This is a genomic window from Anaerobacillus arseniciselenatis (genome assembly GCF_001865995.1).
GTDB lineage: Bacteria > Bacillota > Bacilli > Bacillales > Anaerobacillaceae > Anaerobacillus > Anaerobacillus arseniciselenatis.
The window spans coordinates 517963-536610 of record NZ_MLQQ01000001.1; the positions used below are offsets into that span (position 1 = coordinate 517963).

The following is an 18648-nucleotide window of genomic DNA, read 5'->3' on the forward strand; positions in this document are numbered from 1 at the left end:
AAGTGTCTGACACCGTTTCACACCTTCATATAGACATACATTAAAGCCTTTTTGTCTATATAAAGTAGTTTACGCGTGGTGTCAGACACTTTTGGCCCACCCTCTTCTTTATAACTTTAAAATAATCCTATTGCTTTGCCGTCTTCAGAAACATCCATTTTTAATGCAGCTGGCTGCTTTGGCAGTCCTGGCATTGTCATTACATCACCAGTTAAGGCGACAATAAATCCTGCGCCGATTGATGGACGTAATTCTCGAACTGTAATTGTAAAGCCTTCTGGTCTACCTAGCTTTTGTGGATCATCCGATAATGAATATTGAGTTTTTGCCATACATATCGGAAGCTGACCCCAACCTTCTTTTTCAAATTGAACGATTTGCTTTTTCGCCTTAGCAGAAAATTCAACTCCACTAGCGCCATATACTTTTTTAGCGATCGTTTCAATCTTCGTTTGAATCGAGGTATCTAACGAGTATAGATGATCAAAATTATTTTCTTCTTCTTCGATTAAAGATACTGCTTTATGAGCTAACGCTTCTGCTCCTTCGCCACCTTTAGCCCACACTTCTGTGTCAACTGCTTCAACACCATGGTCTTTACAAAGCTTTTGTAATAAAGCAACTTCTTCATCTGTATCTGTAATAAAACGGTTTACTGCAACTACTAATGGTAAACCGAATGATTTTACGGTATCGATATGCTTTAGCAAGTTATCCATTCCACTTTCTAGCGCTTCCAGATTTTCCTTTTTAAGTTCGTCTTTCGGTACGCCACCATGCATTTTTAAAGCTCTAATTGTTGCTACTAAAACGACTAGGCTCGGTTTGAAACCAGCATAGCGTGCTTTAATGTTTAAAAACTTCTCAGCACCTAAGTCCGCACCAAATCCTGCTTCTGTTACTACATAATCGGCTAATTTTGCGCCCATCTTTGTTGCGATCACACTGTTACACCCGTGAGCAATGTTAGCAAATGGACCACCGTGAATAATAGCAGGTGTGTTTTCTAACGTTTGAACTAAGTTTGGCTTTAAAGCTTCTTTTAGAAGTAACGTTAACGCTCCTTCTACTCCTAAATCTTTGGCAGTTACCGGCTTCTTATCAAAGTCATACGCAACGACAATTTTAGAGATACGTTCTTTTAAATCGTTTAAGTTATTAGCTAAACATAAAATGGCCATAATTTCTGAGGCTACTGTTATATCAAAACCACTTTCACGTGGCACGCCTTGAACTGGTCCACCTAACCCTACAACTACTTGCCTTAGCGCTCGATCATTTAAATCTACAACTCGCTTCCACGATACACGCCTTACATCAATATTCAAAGTATTGCCTTGGTGAATATGGTTATCTAAAAATGCTGCTAATGCGTTGTGTGCTGTAGTAATAGCATGTAAATCACCAGTAAAGTGTAGATTAATATCTTCCATTGGAACGACTTGCGAGTAACCTCCGCCAGCTGCTCCACCTTTAATTCCCATACATGGTCCTAAAGATGGTTCTCTCAATGCAATGATGGAGTTTTTGCCAATTTTCGATAACCCTTGTCCAAGTCCTACTGTTACCGTTGATTTCCCTTCTCCAGCAGGCGTCGGACTGATTGCAGTTACTAAAATTACTTTACCGTCTTCTTTTGTATGTAATTGATCTAATACATCTAAAGAGATTTTCGCTTTGTACTTTCCGTATGGCTCCCAATCTTCCTTTGATAAATTTAATTGGTCAGCAATTTCTTCAATCGGTTTCATCGTACATTCTTGAGCAATTTCAATGTCTGACTTCACTACTTTTTCACTCATTGTTCCAGCCCCTTAGTATTTTATTTAGTAACACATCCATAGTTTATCGAAACTTGGATAAAATTTCTATAAATAAAAATTGCATTTCATTTAATCGCACAATTAGTGTGTTCAAAAGGTCAGTTCACAGAGGTACCCACTAATTATAGACGTACCTATTTTCTCGACTTTAATTAGTGTAGCCCTGTGACTGACACTTTGAGCCCTGATTTATTATTGCGCATTGTTAAGCTATAGGTTTCTTCACATCACCATTAATTACTAATGATGCGCCTCTCTCTAGCGCTTCTTCATTAGCAGGGATTAAATGCTGCTTTCTTTCTGATAAAACATTTTTTAATGATTCAATGATCGATTTTTTTGAAATAGCTTTAGAATGCTGTATAAAAGCACCTAAAATTACAGAACCAGCTACACGAGGGCTTCCGATTTCACTTGCAATCTCCGCAGTTGGTACTTCAATGACAGTAATATCATTTCTTTTGCTTTTTAAATCTACGATAGATTTATTAACAATTAAAACTCCACCTTTTTTAACAGTGGGTTCAAATTTTTCAAAAGACGGATTATTCAAAACGATGGCAACACTTGGATTTTGAATCACAGGGGATCCAATTGGTTCATCACTAATTACCACTGATACGTTAGCAGTTCCACCTCTTTGTTCAGGTCCATAAGACGGTAACCAAGATACGTGTTTGTTCTCTGTCATTCCAGCATAAGCCAATAGCTGTCCCATCGACATAACTCCTTGACCACCAAATCCCGCGATCACAATTTCATGCATCATTAGTTATCTCCTCCCCGATCTTTCAAAACTCCTAAAGGATAATAAGCGACCATTTTATCTTTGACATATTTTAAAGATTCTTCAGGGTCTAAGCCCCAATTTGTTGGACAAGTTGAAAGTACTTCTACGAATGTAAAACCTGCTCCTTCTTTTTGGTAACTGAATGCTTTTTTAATCGCCTTTTTTGCTTTTATAATGTTGGCAACATCATGAGTGGAAACTCGTTCAATATAGTGTACACTATCAAGTGTCGCTAGCATCTCTGAAACTCTAATTGGAGCCCCTTGTACACTCTCATCTCTACCTTTCGGAGTTGTCGACGTTTTTTGGCCAACTAGTGTTGTCGGTGCCATCTGTCCACCCGTCATCCCATACGTTGCATTATTTACAAATATAACCGTAATATGTTCCCCACGTGCCGCAGCATGAATAATTTCACCCATTCCAATCGAAGCTAAATCTCCGTCACCTTGATACGTAAATACGATTCTATTTTTCGGTAACACTCTTTTAACTCCAGTGGCAACAGCCGGCGCACGACCATGAGCTGCTTGAGTCATATCACAATTAAAATATTCATAAGAAAGAACTGAACAACCTACGGAGGCAACACCAATTGTATCTTCTAATACATCTAATTCCTCTAATGTCTCTCCAACAAGACGATGAATAATCCCGTGCGTACAACCTGGACAGTAGTGTGTTTCTTTATCTTGTAACCCTGATGTTTTTTGAAAGACAACCTTCATTACTGACCACCTCCTGCAAGACTTTTGATCGCTTCTAAAACTTCACTATGGTTCGGAATTACTCCACCAGTTCTTCCAAAGAACTCAACCGGAGCCTTTCCATTGACAGCTAAGCGAACATCTTCTACCATTTGGCCAGCGCTCATTTCTACAGATAAAAATGCTTTTACTTTATCGCGATACTCTTCAAATGGTTTTTCTGGAAATGGCCATAATGTGATCGGTCTAATCATCCCGATTTTTATTCCGTTTTCTCTCGCTTCATCAATCGCACTTTTAGCAATTCTTGAAACGGTACCATAGGCGACAACCATGTATTCTGCGTCATCTGCTCTATACGTATCAAACCGTACTTCTCTTTGTTTAATGACTTCATATTTACTTTGCAAAGTATGGTTATGATTTTCCAAATTCACATCATTTAATTCTAAAGAAGAAATAACTTTAGGCGCACCATCTCCACGCGTCCCAGTTGTAGCCCATTTTTTTTCTGGAAGTACTTTCATATCCTCTTCGGTAAATTCCACTGGTTCCATCATTTGACCGAGCATTCCATCTCCGAGTAATACGACCGGAGTTCGATATTCATCCGCTAAATCAAAAGCAAGTTTCGTTAATTCTACGATTTCTTGCAGTGTACTAGGTGCTAGCACTGGAGTATAGTAATCACCATGGCCGCCACCTTTTGTCACTTGAAAATAATCCGATTGGGCAGGCTGAATATTTCCTAATCCTGGACCACCTCTACCAATATTTACGATCACTGCTGGAAGTTCAGCACCTGCTAAATATGAAACTCCTTCTTGCTTTAAACTAAACCCAGGACTTGACGATGATGTCATTACGCGAACACCAGCGCTAGCAGCACCATAAACCATATTGATGGCTGCAACTTCACTTTCTGCTTGTAAAAATAATCCATCAATTTCTGGTAAACGATTTGCCATGTACGCTACTAATTCACTTTGTGGTGTAATCGGATATCCAAAAAAGTTTTTACATCCCGCATGGATCGCGGCTTCTGCAATGACCTCGTTCCCCTTCATTAATACCTTTGGCATTTTATTTTTCTCCCCTCTAAAGTTCATTCTACTGTATATGCTTATTGAATAAGAGATAACAAATCATTGAATCGTCTCATTTACGAAGCACTTTTTCTCTGTATAGGTCGATAAACGGTAATTACGCCATCCGGGCAAATACGGCCACAAGCAGCACAACTAATACAAGCATCTTGATTTACAACATGAGCTGGATGATAACCTTTCAAGTTAATAGTTTCGGAGATTTCAATAATATTTTTTGGACATACTTTTACGCATAAAGCACAACCTTTACACATATCCTCATTGAAAATGACCTTCTTATTCATAAGTTTCTCTCCCCCTTATTTTTCCCAAGGTAAAGTCATAAAACGTTTTATATAGTTTATATTATTTAATGCTTCAAACCCTTGGGTGTGATCACCAATTTTTTCTGATAGTGTCGTATATAAAAAAGGAATTTCTAACTTTTTACTAACCTCTTCGGCAATCTCTGTTCCTAGTAACACGTTTTCTACAGTTGTATGCTCACAACCATAATTTGTATTATTAATTAATCCTGTAACCTTTAGTCTTGAAACGTCTTCAATTTGTTTTATCGTGTTAATAACTCCTTCAGTAGTACTAACATAAGGTCGATTTGCATTAATGACAAATATTAATTCATAGTCTTCTCCTTTTAAGTCGTTGTAATATTGTCCTAATGCAGTAGCACCATCTTTGTCACCCCCAACATCAATGATGACTCGATAAGATTGATTTTTTAAAACTCTATAAATCTCTGGTGATACAATCGGGAGATCCGCTGTCGCTAGTAGCCCTTTAGGTGCAATCAATTCAACACCGTACTCTTTTAGTTCTCCTTCAACATCTCTTGATCTAAAATAAGGATTAATAACATCTAAATCATTTAAAGCAACTTTGTCGTGTGCTTTAGCTTCCTCAATTGCTAGGTTAATTGCTATTTCAGTTTTACCACTTCCAAAATGTCCTGTTAGAATTTTTATTCTCTTGTTATGGTTCATCCCTTATTCCCCCCTTTTAAATCCCCGGACCTTACTTCTATTATAACGAATGATTGAAAACGCTTCCATATTATAAAAAAAGTTTAAATAACACGAAATTTCTGACTTTATTTGCCACTCTAAACTAATACTGTAAGCTTTTGACTTATAAAACCCTCATGGAGATTTCCCGATACCATCTAACACGGAAAAGGCGGATGATTTCCTTCTCTTCGCTGTGACCTTCTAACGAATCTCAGAGGCTCGTTCACGAAATCATTCGCCTTTTTTCATACAAAACCCGCATGACGATTAATCGTCACCATCTAACATGAAAAAATCCGGTCGATTTCCCTCACTGCGCTGTAAAGCTACTGACCTCAATCACACCTTGTGATACTTCTTAGCAAATTCATCGTGCTGCTTTGCGACGAGTAACCGCAGGAGCACTTCGTTCCGACTTTAGAGGCTTGTTCGGAAAAGTCGACCGTCATTTTATTTTCATACAAAACTACAAGCGCTCGAATAAATGTAATTAACTTGTACTATTTTTTAATTTTAAAAATAAATATGAAATAAAGGAATAAATGAGGTGATATTTTGAAAGATCTTGAACAGTTTTTGAAAACCATGAATATATCTGAGGAGATAAAAGCAACATTAATGTCCTTAATGAAGAAGAAAGAAAAAGAGAAAAAAGCTGAAAAAAAGCTAAATAAAGTTGGCTTTACTACGATTGGTGTGATCATCCTTTTTACCGTATATTTTTATTTCAAAATTAAAGTCTCAGGTGGCCTCGGTGCATCAGCGTTGAGCTTTATTCTTAGTGATATCATGATTTTAATTTTTATAGTCTCATTAATGTTTCTTATTTTTTACATGTTTGAAGTGAAACGTAAATTTGATAAAGCTGAAAAAGATGTTGATAAAATTAGAGATGATCTCATTGATAGAAGCTCGATCATCTGGCGTAGCCCTGAAGAAAGAAAACTCCGTTATGAAGTATATAAGTACTTAAAAGACAAACAAGATATTAATTTATTTCATAAATAGAAAAGCGTAAGGCGCACGCCTATCAGAGCAAACCAATGTTATCCACAAATAATTTGTCTTTATAGTACCCTATACGACATTAGAAAGGGGCTGTTCTGTATGTGTCTGACACTTACGGAACAGCCCCTTTCTATTGATTAAATTTTAGCAGGAAAGCCAAAAAGAACAAATTGATCTCTACAGTAATGATTACCATTAATACATACTTTGTGATTACTAAAAGATTGTACCTTGCCAAAAGCAATCGTTTGTTTTCTTTCTAAACAAAATACTTCGACTGGCATGCCTATTCGTTGGTTATATCCTAAATCATCATCAGTAACTACCGTCTTATTTTTAAGTTTCGTAAATGTCATTATGGATCACTCCTTACAAATTTTGTGTAAAAAATGAAGAAGACCAATTTCATTTTGTTGTCGTTTGTTTCTTCATACAAAACGCACATGACGTCCATTCCGTCACCATCTAATACGGAAAAGGCGGATGATTTCCTTCACTTCGCTGTGACCTTCTAACGAATCTCAGACGTTCGTTCGCAAAAGCACCCGCCTTTTTTCATACAAAACTCTCATAACGATTTAACCGTCATCAACTAACTGAGTGAATTTCATAATTACCAAAACGAGCCACATCACGCTATATATAGTTTGCGAATGGTTTTGACGCGACTATATATTGATCTTAGTGGCGAGAATAATGAATTATGAAATTCATTGAACTATATAAAAATTCCGTTCTGGACGGATCAAGAAATTCGGCGTATTATGTTATACACTTCAAAGTAAGCGCTTTCTATAATCAATTATAACGGTTATTATTTAAATTTTCAATCAACTCAATATTAAAACTATATTACATAATTTGTAATATAGTTTTAATGATACATGTTCCATAATACAAAACAATCTAGATGGCCTCTTATTTCCATCTAGAAAGAAAAATTCCAGTCGATTTTCTTTTACATATAAAACATGCATGATGATTTTATCGTCATCATCTAATATGTAAAAGAACGAGCAATTCCCTTCTCTTCGCTGTAAACTTCTAGCGAATTTTAGAGGCTCGTTCAGGAAATTACTCGTTCTTTTTTCATACAAAACGCGCATGACGAAGCATCGCCACCATTTAATATGGAAAAGTCGAATGATTTCCTTCCCTTCGCTTTGACCTTCTTCCAAATCTCAGAGGCTCGTTCACGAAATCATTCGACTTTTTTCAGACAAAAAAAAGAAGAAAGCTAAAGATTAGCTTTCAACAAAGAGAGAAAAATAAGAGGTCATTTACATTTACTACTTTAACACGTATGTGTACTAAAGTAAATGAAAAATTTTAGAAAATTCAAAAACAACTATTTTTTTAAAACTATAAGTTTAATCTTTCAATCCACTTTGGGTATGTAGTCACTAATACTACTAACACTAAAAATAAAAATAACAAAATTCTAACGAGGGGAAATTTAACCTTCGTTTTATTTTTTTTTGTATTCGTTTGTTTCTCGCGTTTCTTTTGTCTTCGAGAAGGTTGGGATTCAAGCTTACTTTTATTAAACTTTTCTTTTCTTGACGGAAGACTTAATACGTCAACAGCCTCCGTTTGATCTTCTAGTTTTTCATCATGTTTCTCTATACGTTTACGTAGTTGTTCAGCCTGATCTTCGTTAAAGTTTGATGTCATCCATATCACCTCAACTACCACAATATACTTAACCTGTTTTTTATAGACTCTTTTTAAAATAACCGCCCTGTTGACAGAATAATCGTTTTTCTTATAACAATTATACCTGATTTTTTTGATTACGGAAGCGTAAAATACAGCCTAATACAAAATCTATCGTAAAATGTACAAAAATTGGAACGAGTAAATTTCCTGTCCAGTGGTACAGCAAACCTAAAAAAAAACTTAAACTTACTACTACTATAAAAAGGACTATTTTACTTAAATATCTGAAGTGAATAATTGCAAATAGAATACTTGCCGGCACTAATCCAAAATGAGTTTGCAATACACCTCTAAATAAAAGCTCTTCTGAAAAAGCAATTACCGCTGCCAAAATAAATATATGCAAAACACTTCTATTACGAAAAACGCGTTCATTAATTCCACCGTCATCTAACCAACGTTTCGGAAAGACCTTCTCAAGCAACAGTTCCAATAAAATGATAACTATTGCACACCCTCCACCGATGACAAAAATATAATAAGGTTGCCACTTAAATAAACTTAGTACATCTTGTAAGCTGTCAAAAAGAAACAGACTTAAAATGATTGCAAGCACTACCATAATCAGCTGTGTGATGTATAAATTTAATAAAATTTCTTTATCCGTCATTTTTTTTACTAATTCCGATTGTTTCACTGCTTCATCCAACCTTAATCATTGATGAAATATTTTTTTCAACTCTTCTTGCCACGACTGAAATTCAAGACTTTTTATTGTAGATTCATTTGTAAAATAATCATGAAGATCGATTCCACAAACATCACAACATTTTTGGGGCTTATAAATTAAAGTTTCGTTAAATTGAGCGAGTATAGTCTCTCTCCTGCACTCTGTATGATTAGATAGCCATTGTTGAAATTCTTTAAACTTATTTTGCTTATAAGTTATTCTATCCTTAATCTTGTCTTTAAGGCTTGTTTTTAAGTCCTCAATAGTAATAGAATGTCGTTTATATTTATAATCAATCATAACACCATGTTCTTCCAAATGAAACCGAATAAACCTCCACATAATTTCGCTTGTCCCAGTTTGTGTTAAAAATTCATTTTCATTTACCCTTCGGAAACGATGATTGCTTTCTAAAGATGCAAATATAGCATCAATTTGTTCTTCATTAGGAAACTCCATTGTTAATAAGTTCATATGTAATGGAAGATCTGACTCACTAAACAAAGTGATTGCTATACTTTCTCTATTATCTCGGCCCGCCCTTCCAATTTCTTGTAAATATGATTCCAACTGTAACGGAGCGTGAAAATGAATGACATAACGAATATTCGGCTTATTTATCCCCATTCCAAAAGCACTTGTACAACAGATTAACTGAAGTTCATCGTTAATAAATTGCTGTTGAATTAATAAACGGTCATCATTATTCATTCCACCGTGGTAAAACGAAACATCTTTTATCCCTTCTTTTCTTAAAATAGAAGCTAGGTCCTCGGTCCATTTCCTAGAAGATGCATAAATAATTCCTGGACCTTGTAGGTTCTTAGTTAAATAAACGAGCTCATTTATCTTTTCAGAAACTAAATGACCACACTCTTTTACGACAATACTAATGTTGGGTCGGTCAACAGTAAAAATATGGCTTTCAAAAGAAGTCAAATTTAACTTTTCAATAATATCTTGTTGTACTTCTTTTGTAGCTGTTGCTGTAATAGCTAGACATGTCGGGTTTCCTAACCTACTTCTTACTTCGTTTAGCTTTAAATAGTCAGTCCTAAACTCATGACCCCATTGTGATATGCAGTGGGCCTCGTCCACAACGAATAGTGAAATTTTCATATTCTTTAAGTGGTTCTGTATTGACCTCGATTGTAATATTTCAGGAGAGACGTAAATAATTTTTTGCTTGTGAAGATCCTTCATGACCATCTCACGTTCATCAATACTTAAAAAACTATTTAGGGCCACAACCTCTTTTATTCCTTGACTTTTTAACTGCTGAACTTGATCTTCCATTAATGACAATAGAGGTGAGACAACAATCGTAACACCGTGTAACAAAAAAGCAGGTAATTGATAACAGAGTGACTTACCCGATCCTGTAGGAAGCATCGCTAATACATCTTTGTTTTTTAAGAGGTCATTTATTATCTCCTTTTGTCCTAGACGAAAAGATGTTAATTTAAATTTTTCATACAAGATTTGCATTACTTCCATTGTTAACCTCCTTTTTAGCTAAAGTTAAACGAATCGCAAAATACGAAACACGATGATTTAGTTCTTCTTTTATTTCTTTTAACCTTTTTGTTTTTAGAAAGTTAATTGTACTATTAATCATTGATTGGTCCTCTTTAGTAACAAATGGGTCGATCGAAAAACTTTTTATAGACATAGCAATTTCTACAACATGATCTTCTACTGTACTCACCTTTAACCCCCTTCTCATAGCTATATCATCTATACTTAGCCCTTCCTTTAAAAGGCTATATGTACTTTTAGCTGTTTCAGTGAGATAGGAATGTTTCAGTACGTCATCTAAAAAACTATGTAGGATAGGAAATGCATCTTTTTGTCTTGTAACAAATCGGATCATACCATGAACAGTGTTTAAAAAAAGTAAATGACTATAAAAATGATGAACTGATAACTCACTTGCTATTTGTTCATTTGTAAGACCAATTCGATGGCTACTACTTAGCCTTAAAACAAAAATAGTCGCTTCTTTCTCAGAAAATTGTTTTAATACCTCATTTAACTCCGTATAAAGTTGATTTGTCAATTTATCAAGTTGATTAGTTGATGTCGTTAAGTAACCTCTAACCCATGTTTGTATATTTCGGTCTTTAATAATTGGTAAAAAATTATTCTTATCGATTTTTAAAAACGATAAACATTGACTAGTTAATACAATCCTTCTCCAAAATAGTTCTGCTATATCTTTATAAATATAGCCATTTAAATGTCGCGGCAGCGGATTTTCGTTCATTTTCCTACGTAAAAACTGCTCTCCTTTTTCAGTTAATATAAATCGCTGTTCACTACATTCAACGATTAAACTTTTCTCAGATAAAGTATTAATCACTTCAATAACGGTGTCTCTTTCTAACTGTTTATATACACCAAAAAATGGCGCAATTTTAAACAAATGGCAGTCTTGAATGGTTTGTGCTGATTTTTTCCCTTTAAGAATGTGATATGCGCCAAATACCGTTCGATTTCCATTAAATTGTTTGATCATATAAGTTAAAATTACAATTAAGTAGTCCACTACATCAACTCCTAAAACAGTTCAAATATATTATCGGCATATTATTGTAGTACATTTTAAACATTTATTATCTGTTTTTCGACTGCTTTCGAAATTTTTTTACTATAAAAAAATAATTATTACAGCTATTTTTACTGTAACAATAGCTATTATTCTAATAAAAGCTTATGTGATAAGGATTCTCAATACATTTTCCTATTGAAATGTGACCAATTTATTTATACAATATGGTTAGAAATATTAATTCCTTGTTCAAAATGTATTTTGTTATCATTGTTTCGTTTCAAATACATATCATTTTGCTCCAAGGGATCTAATTTTTCACAAAAATTTGGGAGGTTTTTGTTTATGGCAAAATACACAATTGTAGACAAAGATACTTGTATCGCATGTGGAGCATGTGGATCAGCAGCACCTGATATTTATGATTATGATGATGATGGCATCGCTTTCGTAATCCTTGACGACAATCAAGGAACTGCTGAAGTACCAGAAGATTTATACGATGACATGGAAGACGGCTCTGAAGGCTGTCCAACAGATTCAATCAAAATTGCTGATGAGCCGTTTAACGGTGACGCACTAAAATTTGATTAATTAATCATTCTAAAGCTTCCACTTTACAGTGGAAGCTTTAGTTTTTTAACATTCTAATAATTTTATATGATCTTTTTTCACTTCTAACTTACCTTGCTTTTCTAGCTTTTTTAATTGTCTCGTTACAGTTTCCCGAGACGCCCCTACAATATTCCCTAATTCTTGATGGGTCAAATGAACTTTTTCTGCTTGGGTTAATTGCCCCACCTGCTTTAAAGCAGAAAAAAGACGGTCTTCAACGTTTAATGAAAGCATATCATTTAACTTTCGTTGTAACAGAAAAATCTTTTTATTCATCACTTTAATGATCCTAAATGCTAGTTCAGGGTGTGTTTCAATAAAACGCTCAAAAGCCACAATCGGTACCATTAATACTTCCGCTTGCTTTTTGGCGGTTGCCGTCCCAGGGTATGGTCCATCATCAAAAAAACCTGTATGAGGAAAAATTTCACCACTCGTTAAAATGTTAATTAAGGATTCTTCACCATCTTCACTTAACTTACTTACAAGGACAGTTCCTTTTCCTAAAACATATAAAAATTTTCGTTCATCACCTTCTGAAAATAATATTTCCTTGTCCTCAAATTTTTTCTCGATCGCTTGTGCAAAAAGAGGGGTTATCTCTTCATCCGTTAAACCTTGGAAGAAATCCATTTTTTTTAATAAAGTTTGCCATTCTTTCATGATAATCTCCTTAACTTGTTACTAATTAATAAATAACTCTTTTTCAATACCGACGATATGTTCCATCATTTTTTTATAAGCTAAACCAGAATCCTTATTTTTTATCGCCAGAAAAATGGCATAATGTTCATCATATAATTGCCTCATCTTTTCATCATTGGAATAAAGGAATAACTGTCTAGCTTCACGCATTGACTCTTGCATCGTTTCAGAAATCGTTGTCATTAAACGATAAAGCATTTCGTTTTTTGAAGCTTTTACAATAGCCATATGAAATTCGATATCCGCTTCTTCCCCTAAACCTCCGTCCCCTTCAAATTTTTTCATCTTAGCGAGAATTTCTTCTAACTTATCGATGTCTTCAGATGTCCGGTTATCAGCAGCTAGTGATGCAGCACCCGTTTCGTTAAATTTACGTATATCAAATAATTGACGAATATCATCTTCTTGTAAAACTCGAGGAATCATTTTATTTGTAACATCAATATCAATTTTTTTTACGAATGTCCCTTCACCTTGACGAATTTCGATATAACCCATAGCCTTTAAAGCGCTAAGAGCTTCTCTAATCGCCGATCTTCCGACATTAAAATCTTCGGCAAGTTGTTGTACAGATGAAAGACGCTCTCCTGGTTTTACCTCGCCACTTAATATCATTTCTGTTAATTGTTCAGCAACAATTTCATATATTTTTTTTGGCTTTACTTGCTTTATCATAATCCAAATCCTCTCACTTTTTTAAGGGTTTATTTCCATACTTTTTTAATAAACTCTTTGATGAACTTAACTTCTACTTATAAATCTCTCAGATTCATCTGATGACTTGTCACACAATTAAGTTGTACCTATAAACTGGCAAAGTTTCAAACAAATATTGTATTTTTAATAGTAACAAACTAATTTTCGTACAAAACTCTTGACGATTATTATTCGTCACCATCTAAGAAGAAAAAGGGGGGCAATCTTTAACCAACTATCCAACTTTTACACACAAAAAGAGTGTCCCAAAATTATCAGTTCACTATAGAAACTAAAATAGACATAACTAGATTACATTCGTCTGTATTTAGTGCTACGTTAATAATTGACAATTTGTTTGAGACACCCTTATGATTTCATTAAATTGTTGTTTATGATTTATAATATTAACCCTTCTAATGCCAACATGCTATTATTTGACCAAATTTCCTCAAATGCTGAAAATGGTAGCGGATTCGTTCCTACACCAACCTCTATTGTAAACCCAGGTTTACCTGTCTCTTGGATAAACCAATCTTTATACCCACCATCACTGTCGGCTGTCCTTATTGGTTCATAAGAGCTTGCAAGAGATAAGCGTTCAACCATCTCTTTACTTTTCTTGGGTTCGAGATTTTTATAGCCCCAATAAATCACTTGGCCTTGTGAATGGAAAGCTAGAACATAAGCGAAATTATGACGTTGAGTTAAGTGATAAACCGCTTTTACTTCGGGCTCTGTTAATGGTGCGGTCCCACTATAATGTCTAGGCCAAGGTACTTGAGGGCTTTCCTTAGCTTCGATTTCCCAACCCGCAGGCCATTGGTGGTTTAAATCAACTCCTCGTATGTTACTCGACCAATGGTCAAAACGTCTTGCTCCTTTATTTATTTTTAATACCGATTCATAAAATGGATGCTCTTCATAAATACCTTGCTGTACAAGTTCGACTCCATCAGGATTGACCATCGGAACAATATACAACTTAACATCATTTAAAATTTCTCTTATATTGTAATGAAAAAAAGAAAGGTTCGATTGATAGCATTGTAATAGTTGTTTTAAGAAAACCATTAAGAATTTTGAGGTCAGCCATTCATTTGCGTGCCACCCTGCTGAATAAAAAACTTCCTTTTTACCAGAACCGATAACTAATGCATGAATCGGCTTTCCCATTACAGATTTTCCTATCTTTTGAATTGATATAATAGATGAAAAGTGTTTCTTTAACTTTTTTATATCTTCTTCAAGGTCTGTTGGACCATACTCCATCGTACATATATACGGCGAAGACACACGTTTAAAAAGCGTTTTCTCTTTTGGGATAATCATTTGTTCTCCTGGGTAAATATATTCACGATCATTATAGATGTGCTTATTAGCCATCAATAGTTCAAGAGGACGAATTTGGAAACGTTGTGCAACTTTATGAATCGTATCTCCCTCACGTACAAAATACGTTTGCAAAGATGTCTCCCCCTTTTATCAAGATAAAATGTTTGAACTAATCTTTATGCCTAAACTTTTTCATTTATGTGTTCGTAAAAAAAAAACTCACCGAGATCAGATCTCAGAGAGTCTTGATTCATATTTTTTTATTTGCCTAGTGTGACCTCTTTTCGCTCTCCTTTTTCAAAAGTCATTAAAGACGTATAACCGACCGATCTGGCTAGTGCGATGGCTTCGTCAAAGTCTCGTCCTACATCATCAGGAACATGTGCGTCGGAAGATAAGACGATTGGGACCCCTTTTTGATAACATAACTTAAGTAACCTAGGATCAGGATATAGTTTTCCTACAGGCTTACGTAAGCCTGCTGTACTAATTTCAACACAAGTTTTTGAATTGGCTAGTGCTGTCGTCGCTCGTTCATATTGTTCTAATAAAAACTGTTCATCAGTTGGCACGTAATTAAATATTTTTACTAAATCAAGGTGCCCAATAATATCAAACAAGTTCGATTGTGCTAAAGTAACTACTTGATCAAAATAGCCTTTATATGTTTCCTTAATGTCTCGTAGTTCCCATTCATGTTTGAATTCTCCTAAATCAATACCGAAATCTCCAACCCAATGGATGGAACCAATTACATAATCAAAGTCATATCCCCTGATAAACTCTGCCATTTCTTCATGCTTTCCAGGTGTATAGTCCATTTCAATCGACATCTTTACATCAATACCGTTATCCCAAGCTTGATGAAATAGACTTTTATAATCTTCCATATCATAATATCTTCTTGCATCTACCCAAGGGTTACTTAAGATATTTTTTGTTTGATAAAAATGATAAGCATGTTCAGAAATACCAAAATGCTCAATTCCTTTTGCTGTGGCTTGATCAGTAAATTGCTTTAAATATTGTAACGATAACGTTCCTCTTTCTAGGTGATTGTGATAATCTGTTAACATTTTTATCTCCTCTCTATAAAAAGTCTAACTATTTTAACTATTATAACCGTTAACTTTAATATAGTGAAGAGAAAAAGCTCTTTTTCATACAAAACGCTCATGACGTAACCGTTACCATCTCATATGGAAAAGGCGGATGATTTCCTTCTCTTCGCTGTGACCTTATAACGAATCTCAGAGGCTCGTTCACGAAATCATCCGCCTTTTTTATACAACCAATCACGAAGTTCTAGCTTCACATTTATAATGCAAAAGTCTAGTATTACCTTTCCAACTAACCAACAAACCAACTGTCCAACTTATACATACAAAAGAAGTGACGAAAAGGGTCAGTTCCTTAATTTTTCACTTTTAATAAACTTCCAACTTGAATCGTATCCCCTTTTATATCGTTCATTTTTTTTATTTCAGAGATTGAAACTCCTGATTGTTTTGAGATTTTCCATAATGTATCTCCTTGTTGAACAACATAGTTTCCTTTCGAGACAATTTTCAATTGATCATTCGCTAATATATTATCAGTATTCAATTCATTCCACTTTTTGATCTCGTCAATTGTTACTTGATAACGCTCGGCCAAACTCCATAAACTATCACCATCTTTTATATCGACAAGCATAAAACCTTTCATATCTGTAGTATTCGTTACCTCTAATTCATCACTAATATTAGAGGATGAAGCAACTTGATACTGCTGTTTCTCTAGCTCGTCCGATAAAACTAGAAAAGGGTCGATGGCATTACATTTTGACATCAACCAATTACCATCATGAACTTCAAAATGTAGATGGTCTCCTGAAGATCGCCCCGTGTTACCGACAGTCCCTATTTTCTCGCCTTCATTCACCCGCTCACCTTTTTCCACTAAGCGTTCATCGAGGTGGGCATATACTGTTTCAAAGCCTTCCTGATGTTCAATAAAAATGACATTACCATACGTATTAGAGTAGTATGATTTTTTGACTACTCCTTCATTTACTGAAACGACCGTTGTCCCTCTTGGGGCTGCAATATCAATCCCGTAATGCTTTCCATTTCTCGTTCCAAATGTATCGGTAATAAGTCCTTCAGTAGGCCAAATAAAATGAACTCGTTCATATTTATCATACGATTCTGCAAATGATACTGTAGTACTTAAAAACAATAAACCTATTGATAATGCTACAGCAATCACAATCAAAAAACGTCTAATATAGTCGTACATAAAATCCTCCTATTTTAAACTTCTTTTTTACTATCATCCTATGGAAAAACTTATTTATTTATAACAACAATATTCTTCATGACCCTACCCTCTCACCCGAGTATATACTCGTCAACTGTTCTCCCTTTCACTTCACAAACAACTCCGTTGAAAATGTTTGTTAAAATTTAGTCTTCTTTATAAACCGAACGTTTATATGATTTTCCAATAATCGTATTATTTATTCATTAACGAATTCGAAAGTTCACCGTTGTTCAACAAAAAGAGGTAGCCCGATTACGGCCACCCCTATATCCTCATTAGTATATTTAATCCTTAGTTTTATTATCTTTGAACACTAATGCACTACGTTCATATTCAACATCTTTTACACTTAGGCGAAAATTTATAACCCTTGCTATTGCAAAAAAGTAATCTGATAACCTGTTTAAGTATTTTAATACAACCTGATTAGTTTGATCCATTTTATCTAATTGAACAACTAAGCGCTCTGCTCTCCGAGTTACCGTACGACATACGTGGATAGCCGAAGATGCTTTTGAACCACCAGGTAAAATAAACTTCTGAATAGGTGGAGCTTCATCCGTATAAGCATCAATACGTTCTTCTAAAAAAGTAACCATTTCCTCATTAGCCTTTAAATTTTTTTCCTTGGATATTATTGCTAAATCGCCACCGCAATCAAATAATTCATGTTGAATTTTTTCTAATTCTTTAATGATATCCCGAAATAACTCTTCACTAAGTTCAGCAATCGCCACTCCTACAAACGAATTAAGTTCGTCAACCGTTCCATACGCTTCAACGCGAACGTGATCTTTGTCCAACCTACCACCGATTACACTTGTTTTCCCTTTATCACCAGTTTTTGTGTACAATTTCACTTCATACGCCCCCATTCTTTAATTACCTCTTCATTTTATTATACAAATTCCATCCTCCATGAAACAGTGTTTTTTTCCTTTTTTTCAAATTATGATATAATCCACTGTGAAAACAATATTTAGGAGGGTTTACAGATGGGAGTAGAAGAACATCGAAAGGAAGCACCGAAATCAGTTAATGTTATGATTATAACTGTTTCTGATACACGTACGAAAGATACAGATAAAAGCGGTCAGCTTATGAAAGAGTTATTAGATGTTGGTCCCTATGAAGTTGTCGACTATCATATCGTTAAAGATGAATACACAGAGATTCAAACATTAATTCGCGAGGCATCTGAACGCCCTGAAGTTGAAGCTGTTTTACTAAATGGTGGAACTGGTATTACGTTTAGAGATACTACATACGAAGCTGTAAGAGATATGTTAGATAAAGAAATGCCTGGTTTCGGAGAGATTTTCAGATATTTAAGTTATGCAGAAGATATCGGCCCAGCTGCTATTTTAAGTAGAGCAATTGCTGGAGTTAGAGGAGCAACCGCAATATTTTCAATGCCAGGATCGTCTGGTGCCGTAAAACTTGCGATGAACAAACTAATTGTTCCAGAATTAGCACACGTTATGCGTGAAATTTATAAAGATAAGAAGTAATAAGGGCTGCAAAAAAAGAAAGTGTCAGACACCGTTAGACACCAAATATAGACGGATAATAAACTTAATCGTCTATATTCAGTAAGTTCTACATGGTGTCA

20 protein-coding genes are annotated in these 18648 nt (G+C 34.9%); 3 read left to right on the top strand and 17 right to left on the bottom strand.

What is annotated here, in order from left to right:
• Positions 1 to 116: 116 nt before the first annotated feature.
• The 6 genes from BKP35_RS02535 to BKP35_RS02560 form a co-directional block, all read right to left on the bottom strand.
• On the bottom strand, positions 117 to 1802 hold the full coding sequence (locus BKP35_RS02535; RefSeq protein ID WP_071311810.1) for a formate--tetrahydrofolate ligase: 1686 nt from the start codon (positions 1800 to 1802) through the stop codon (positions 117 to 119).
• A gap of 226 nt (positions 1803 to 2028) precedes the next feature.
• The gene (locus tag BKP35_RS02540) at positions 2029 to 2592 is read right to left on the bottom strand and encodes a 2-oxoacid:acceptor oxidoreductase family protein (RefSeq protein ID WP_071311811.1); all 564 of its coding nucleotides are present in this window, start codon (positions 2590 to 2592) and stop codon (positions 2029 to 2031) included.
• Positions 2592 to 3341 (bottom strand): thiamine pyrophosphate-dependent enzyme, encoded by a 750-nt coding sequence (locus BKP35_RS02545; RefSeq protein WP_071311812.1) that lies wholly within the window; start codon positions 3339 to 3341, stop codon positions 2592 to 2594. Before BKP35_RS02545 ends, BKP35_RS02540 begins: the two co-directional genes overlap by 1 nt.
• Positions 3341 to 4402 carry a 3-methyl-2-oxobutanoate dehydrogenase subunit VorB gene (locus BKP35_RS02550; protein ID WP_071311813.1) on the bottom strand — a complete coding sequence of 354 codons (1062 nt, stop codon included), beginning with the start codon at positions 4400 to 4402 and terminating at the stop codon, positions 3341 to 3343. Before BKP35_RS02550 ends, BKP35_RS02545 begins: the two co-directional genes overlap by 1 nt.
• 80 nt (positions 4403 to 4482) lie before the next feature.
• Positions 4483 to 4713, bottom strand: coding sequence for a 4Fe-4S dicluster domain-containing protein (locus BKP35_RS02555; protein WP_071311814.1), 231 nt, complete (start codon positions 4711 to 4713; stop codon positions 4483 to 4485).
• A gap of 15 nt (positions 4714 to 4728) precedes the next feature.
• A complete protein-coding gene (locus BKP35_RS02560) occupies positions 4729 to 5409 on the bottom strand; it encodes a hypothetical protein (protein WP_071311815.1) in 681 nt (226 codons plus the stop codon).
• A gap of 579 nt (positions 5410 to 5988) precedes the next feature.
• Here BKP35_RS02560 and BKP35_RS02565 point away from each other — a divergent pair.
• Complete coding sequence (locus BKP35_RS02565) at positions 5989 to 6441, top strand: DUF2663 family protein (RefSeq protein ID WP_071311816.1); 453 nt, start codon at positions 5989 to 5991, stop codon at positions 6439 to 6441.
• 137 nt (positions 6442 to 6578) lie between these two features.
• Here the strand turns inward: BKP35_RS02565 and BKP35_RS02570 are convergent, their stop codons facing one another.
• The 5 genes from BKP35_RS02570 to BKP35_RS02590 form a co-directional block, all read right to left on the bottom strand.
• Positions 6579 to 6797 (bottom strand): hypothetical protein, encoded by a 219-nt coding sequence (locus BKP35_RS02570; RefSeq protein WP_071311817.1) that lies wholly within the window; start codon positions 6795 to 6797, stop codon positions 6579 to 6581.
• A 1006-nt stretch (positions 6798 to 7803) separates the two neighbouring features.
• Positions 7804 to 8115: a hypothetical protein gene (locus BKP35_RS02575; protein ID WP_071311818.1), complete on the bottom strand. Its 312-nt coding sequence runs from the start codon at positions 8113 to 8115 to the stop codon at positions 7804 to 7806.
• 100 nt (positions 8116 to 8215) lie between these two features.
• Positions 8216 to 8809, bottom strand: a complete 594-nt coding sequence (locus BKP35_RS02580; RefSeq protein ID WP_245741833.1) for a CPBP family intramembrane glutamic endopeptidase — start codon at positions 8807 to 8809, stop codon at positions 8216 to 8218.
• 6 nt (positions 8810 to 8815) lie between these two features.
• Positions 8816 to 10327: a RecQ family ATP-dependent DNA helicase gene (locus tag BKP35_RS02585; protein ID WP_071311819.1), complete on the bottom strand. Its 1512-nt coding sequence runs from the start codon at positions 10325 to 10327 to the stop codon at positions 8816 to 8818.
• Complete coding sequence (locus BKP35_RS02590) at positions 10302 to 11378, bottom strand: YpbB family protein (protein ID WP_084031414.1); 1077 nt, start codon at positions 11376 to 11378, stop codon at positions 10302 to 10304. The genes BKP35_RS02585 and BKP35_RS02590 overlap by 26 nt, the downstream gene beginning before the upstream one ends.
• A gap of 348 nt (positions 11379 to 11726) precedes the next feature.
• Between BKP35_RS02590 and BKP35_RS02595 the strand changes: the two genes are divergently transcribed.
• Positions 11727 to 11975 (top strand): ferredoxin, encoded by a 249-nt coding sequence (locus BKP35_RS02595; protein WP_071311820.1) that lies wholly within the window; start codon positions 11727 to 11729, stop codon positions 11973 to 11975.
• A 45-nt stretch (positions 11976 to 12020) separates the two neighbouring features.
• On the opposite strand, the gene BKP35_RS02600 is transcribed toward BKP35_RS02595, so the two are convergent.
• The 6 genes from BKP35_RS02600 to BKP35_RS02625 form a co-directional block, all read right to left on the bottom strand.
• Positions 12021 to 12659 carry a Crp/Fnr family transcriptional regulator gene (locus tag BKP35_RS02600; protein WP_071311821.1) on the bottom strand — a complete coding sequence of 213 codons (639 nt, stop codon included), beginning with the start codon at positions 12657 to 12659 and terminating at the stop codon, positions 12021 to 12023.
• Positions 12660 to 12680: 21 nt separating this feature from the next.
• Positions 12681 to 13376, bottom strand: a complete 696-nt coding sequence (locus tag BKP35_RS02605) for a FadR/GntR family transcriptional regulator (protein WP_084031415.1) — start codon at positions 13374 to 13376, stop codon at positions 12681 to 12683.
• Between the two features lie 420 nt (positions 13377 to 13796).
• Positions 13797 to 14864, bottom strand: a complete 1068-nt coding sequence (locus BKP35_RS02610; protein WP_071311823.1) for a M14 family metallopeptidase — start codon at positions 14862 to 14864, stop codon at positions 13797 to 13799.
• 128 nt (positions 14865 to 14992) lie between these two features.
• A complete protein-coding gene (locus BKP35_RS02615; RefSeq protein WP_071311824.1) occupies positions 14993 to 15808 on the bottom strand; it encodes a histidinol-phosphatase in 816 nt (271 codons plus the stop codon).
• A gap of 337 nt (positions 15809 to 16145) precedes the next feature.
• Positions 16146 to 17012 carry a M23 family metallopeptidase gene (locus tag BKP35_RS02620; protein WP_071311825.1) on the bottom strand — a complete coding sequence of 289 codons (867 nt, stop codon included), beginning with the start codon at positions 17010 to 17012 and terminating at the stop codon, positions 16146 to 16148.
• A gap of 308 nt (positions 17013 to 17320) precedes the next feature.
• On the bottom strand, positions 17321 to 17896 hold the full coding sequence (locus BKP35_RS02625) for a cob(I)yrinic acid a,c-diamide adenosyltransferase (RefSeq protein ID WP_071312222.1): 576 nt from the start codon (positions 17894 to 17896) through the stop codon (positions 17321 to 17323).
• Positions 17897 to 18031: 135 nt separating this feature from the next.
• Here BKP35_RS02625 and BKP35_RS02630 point away from each other — a divergent pair, with 135 nt between their 5' ends.
• The gene (locus tag BKP35_RS02630; RefSeq protein WP_071311826.1) at positions 18032 to 18547 is read left to right on the top strand and encodes a MogA/MoaB family molybdenum cofactor biosynthesis protein; all 516 of its coding nucleotides are present in this window, start codon (positions 18032 to 18034) and stop codon (positions 18545 to 18547) included.
• The last annotated feature ends 101 nt before the right edge of the window (positions 18548 to 18648 follow it).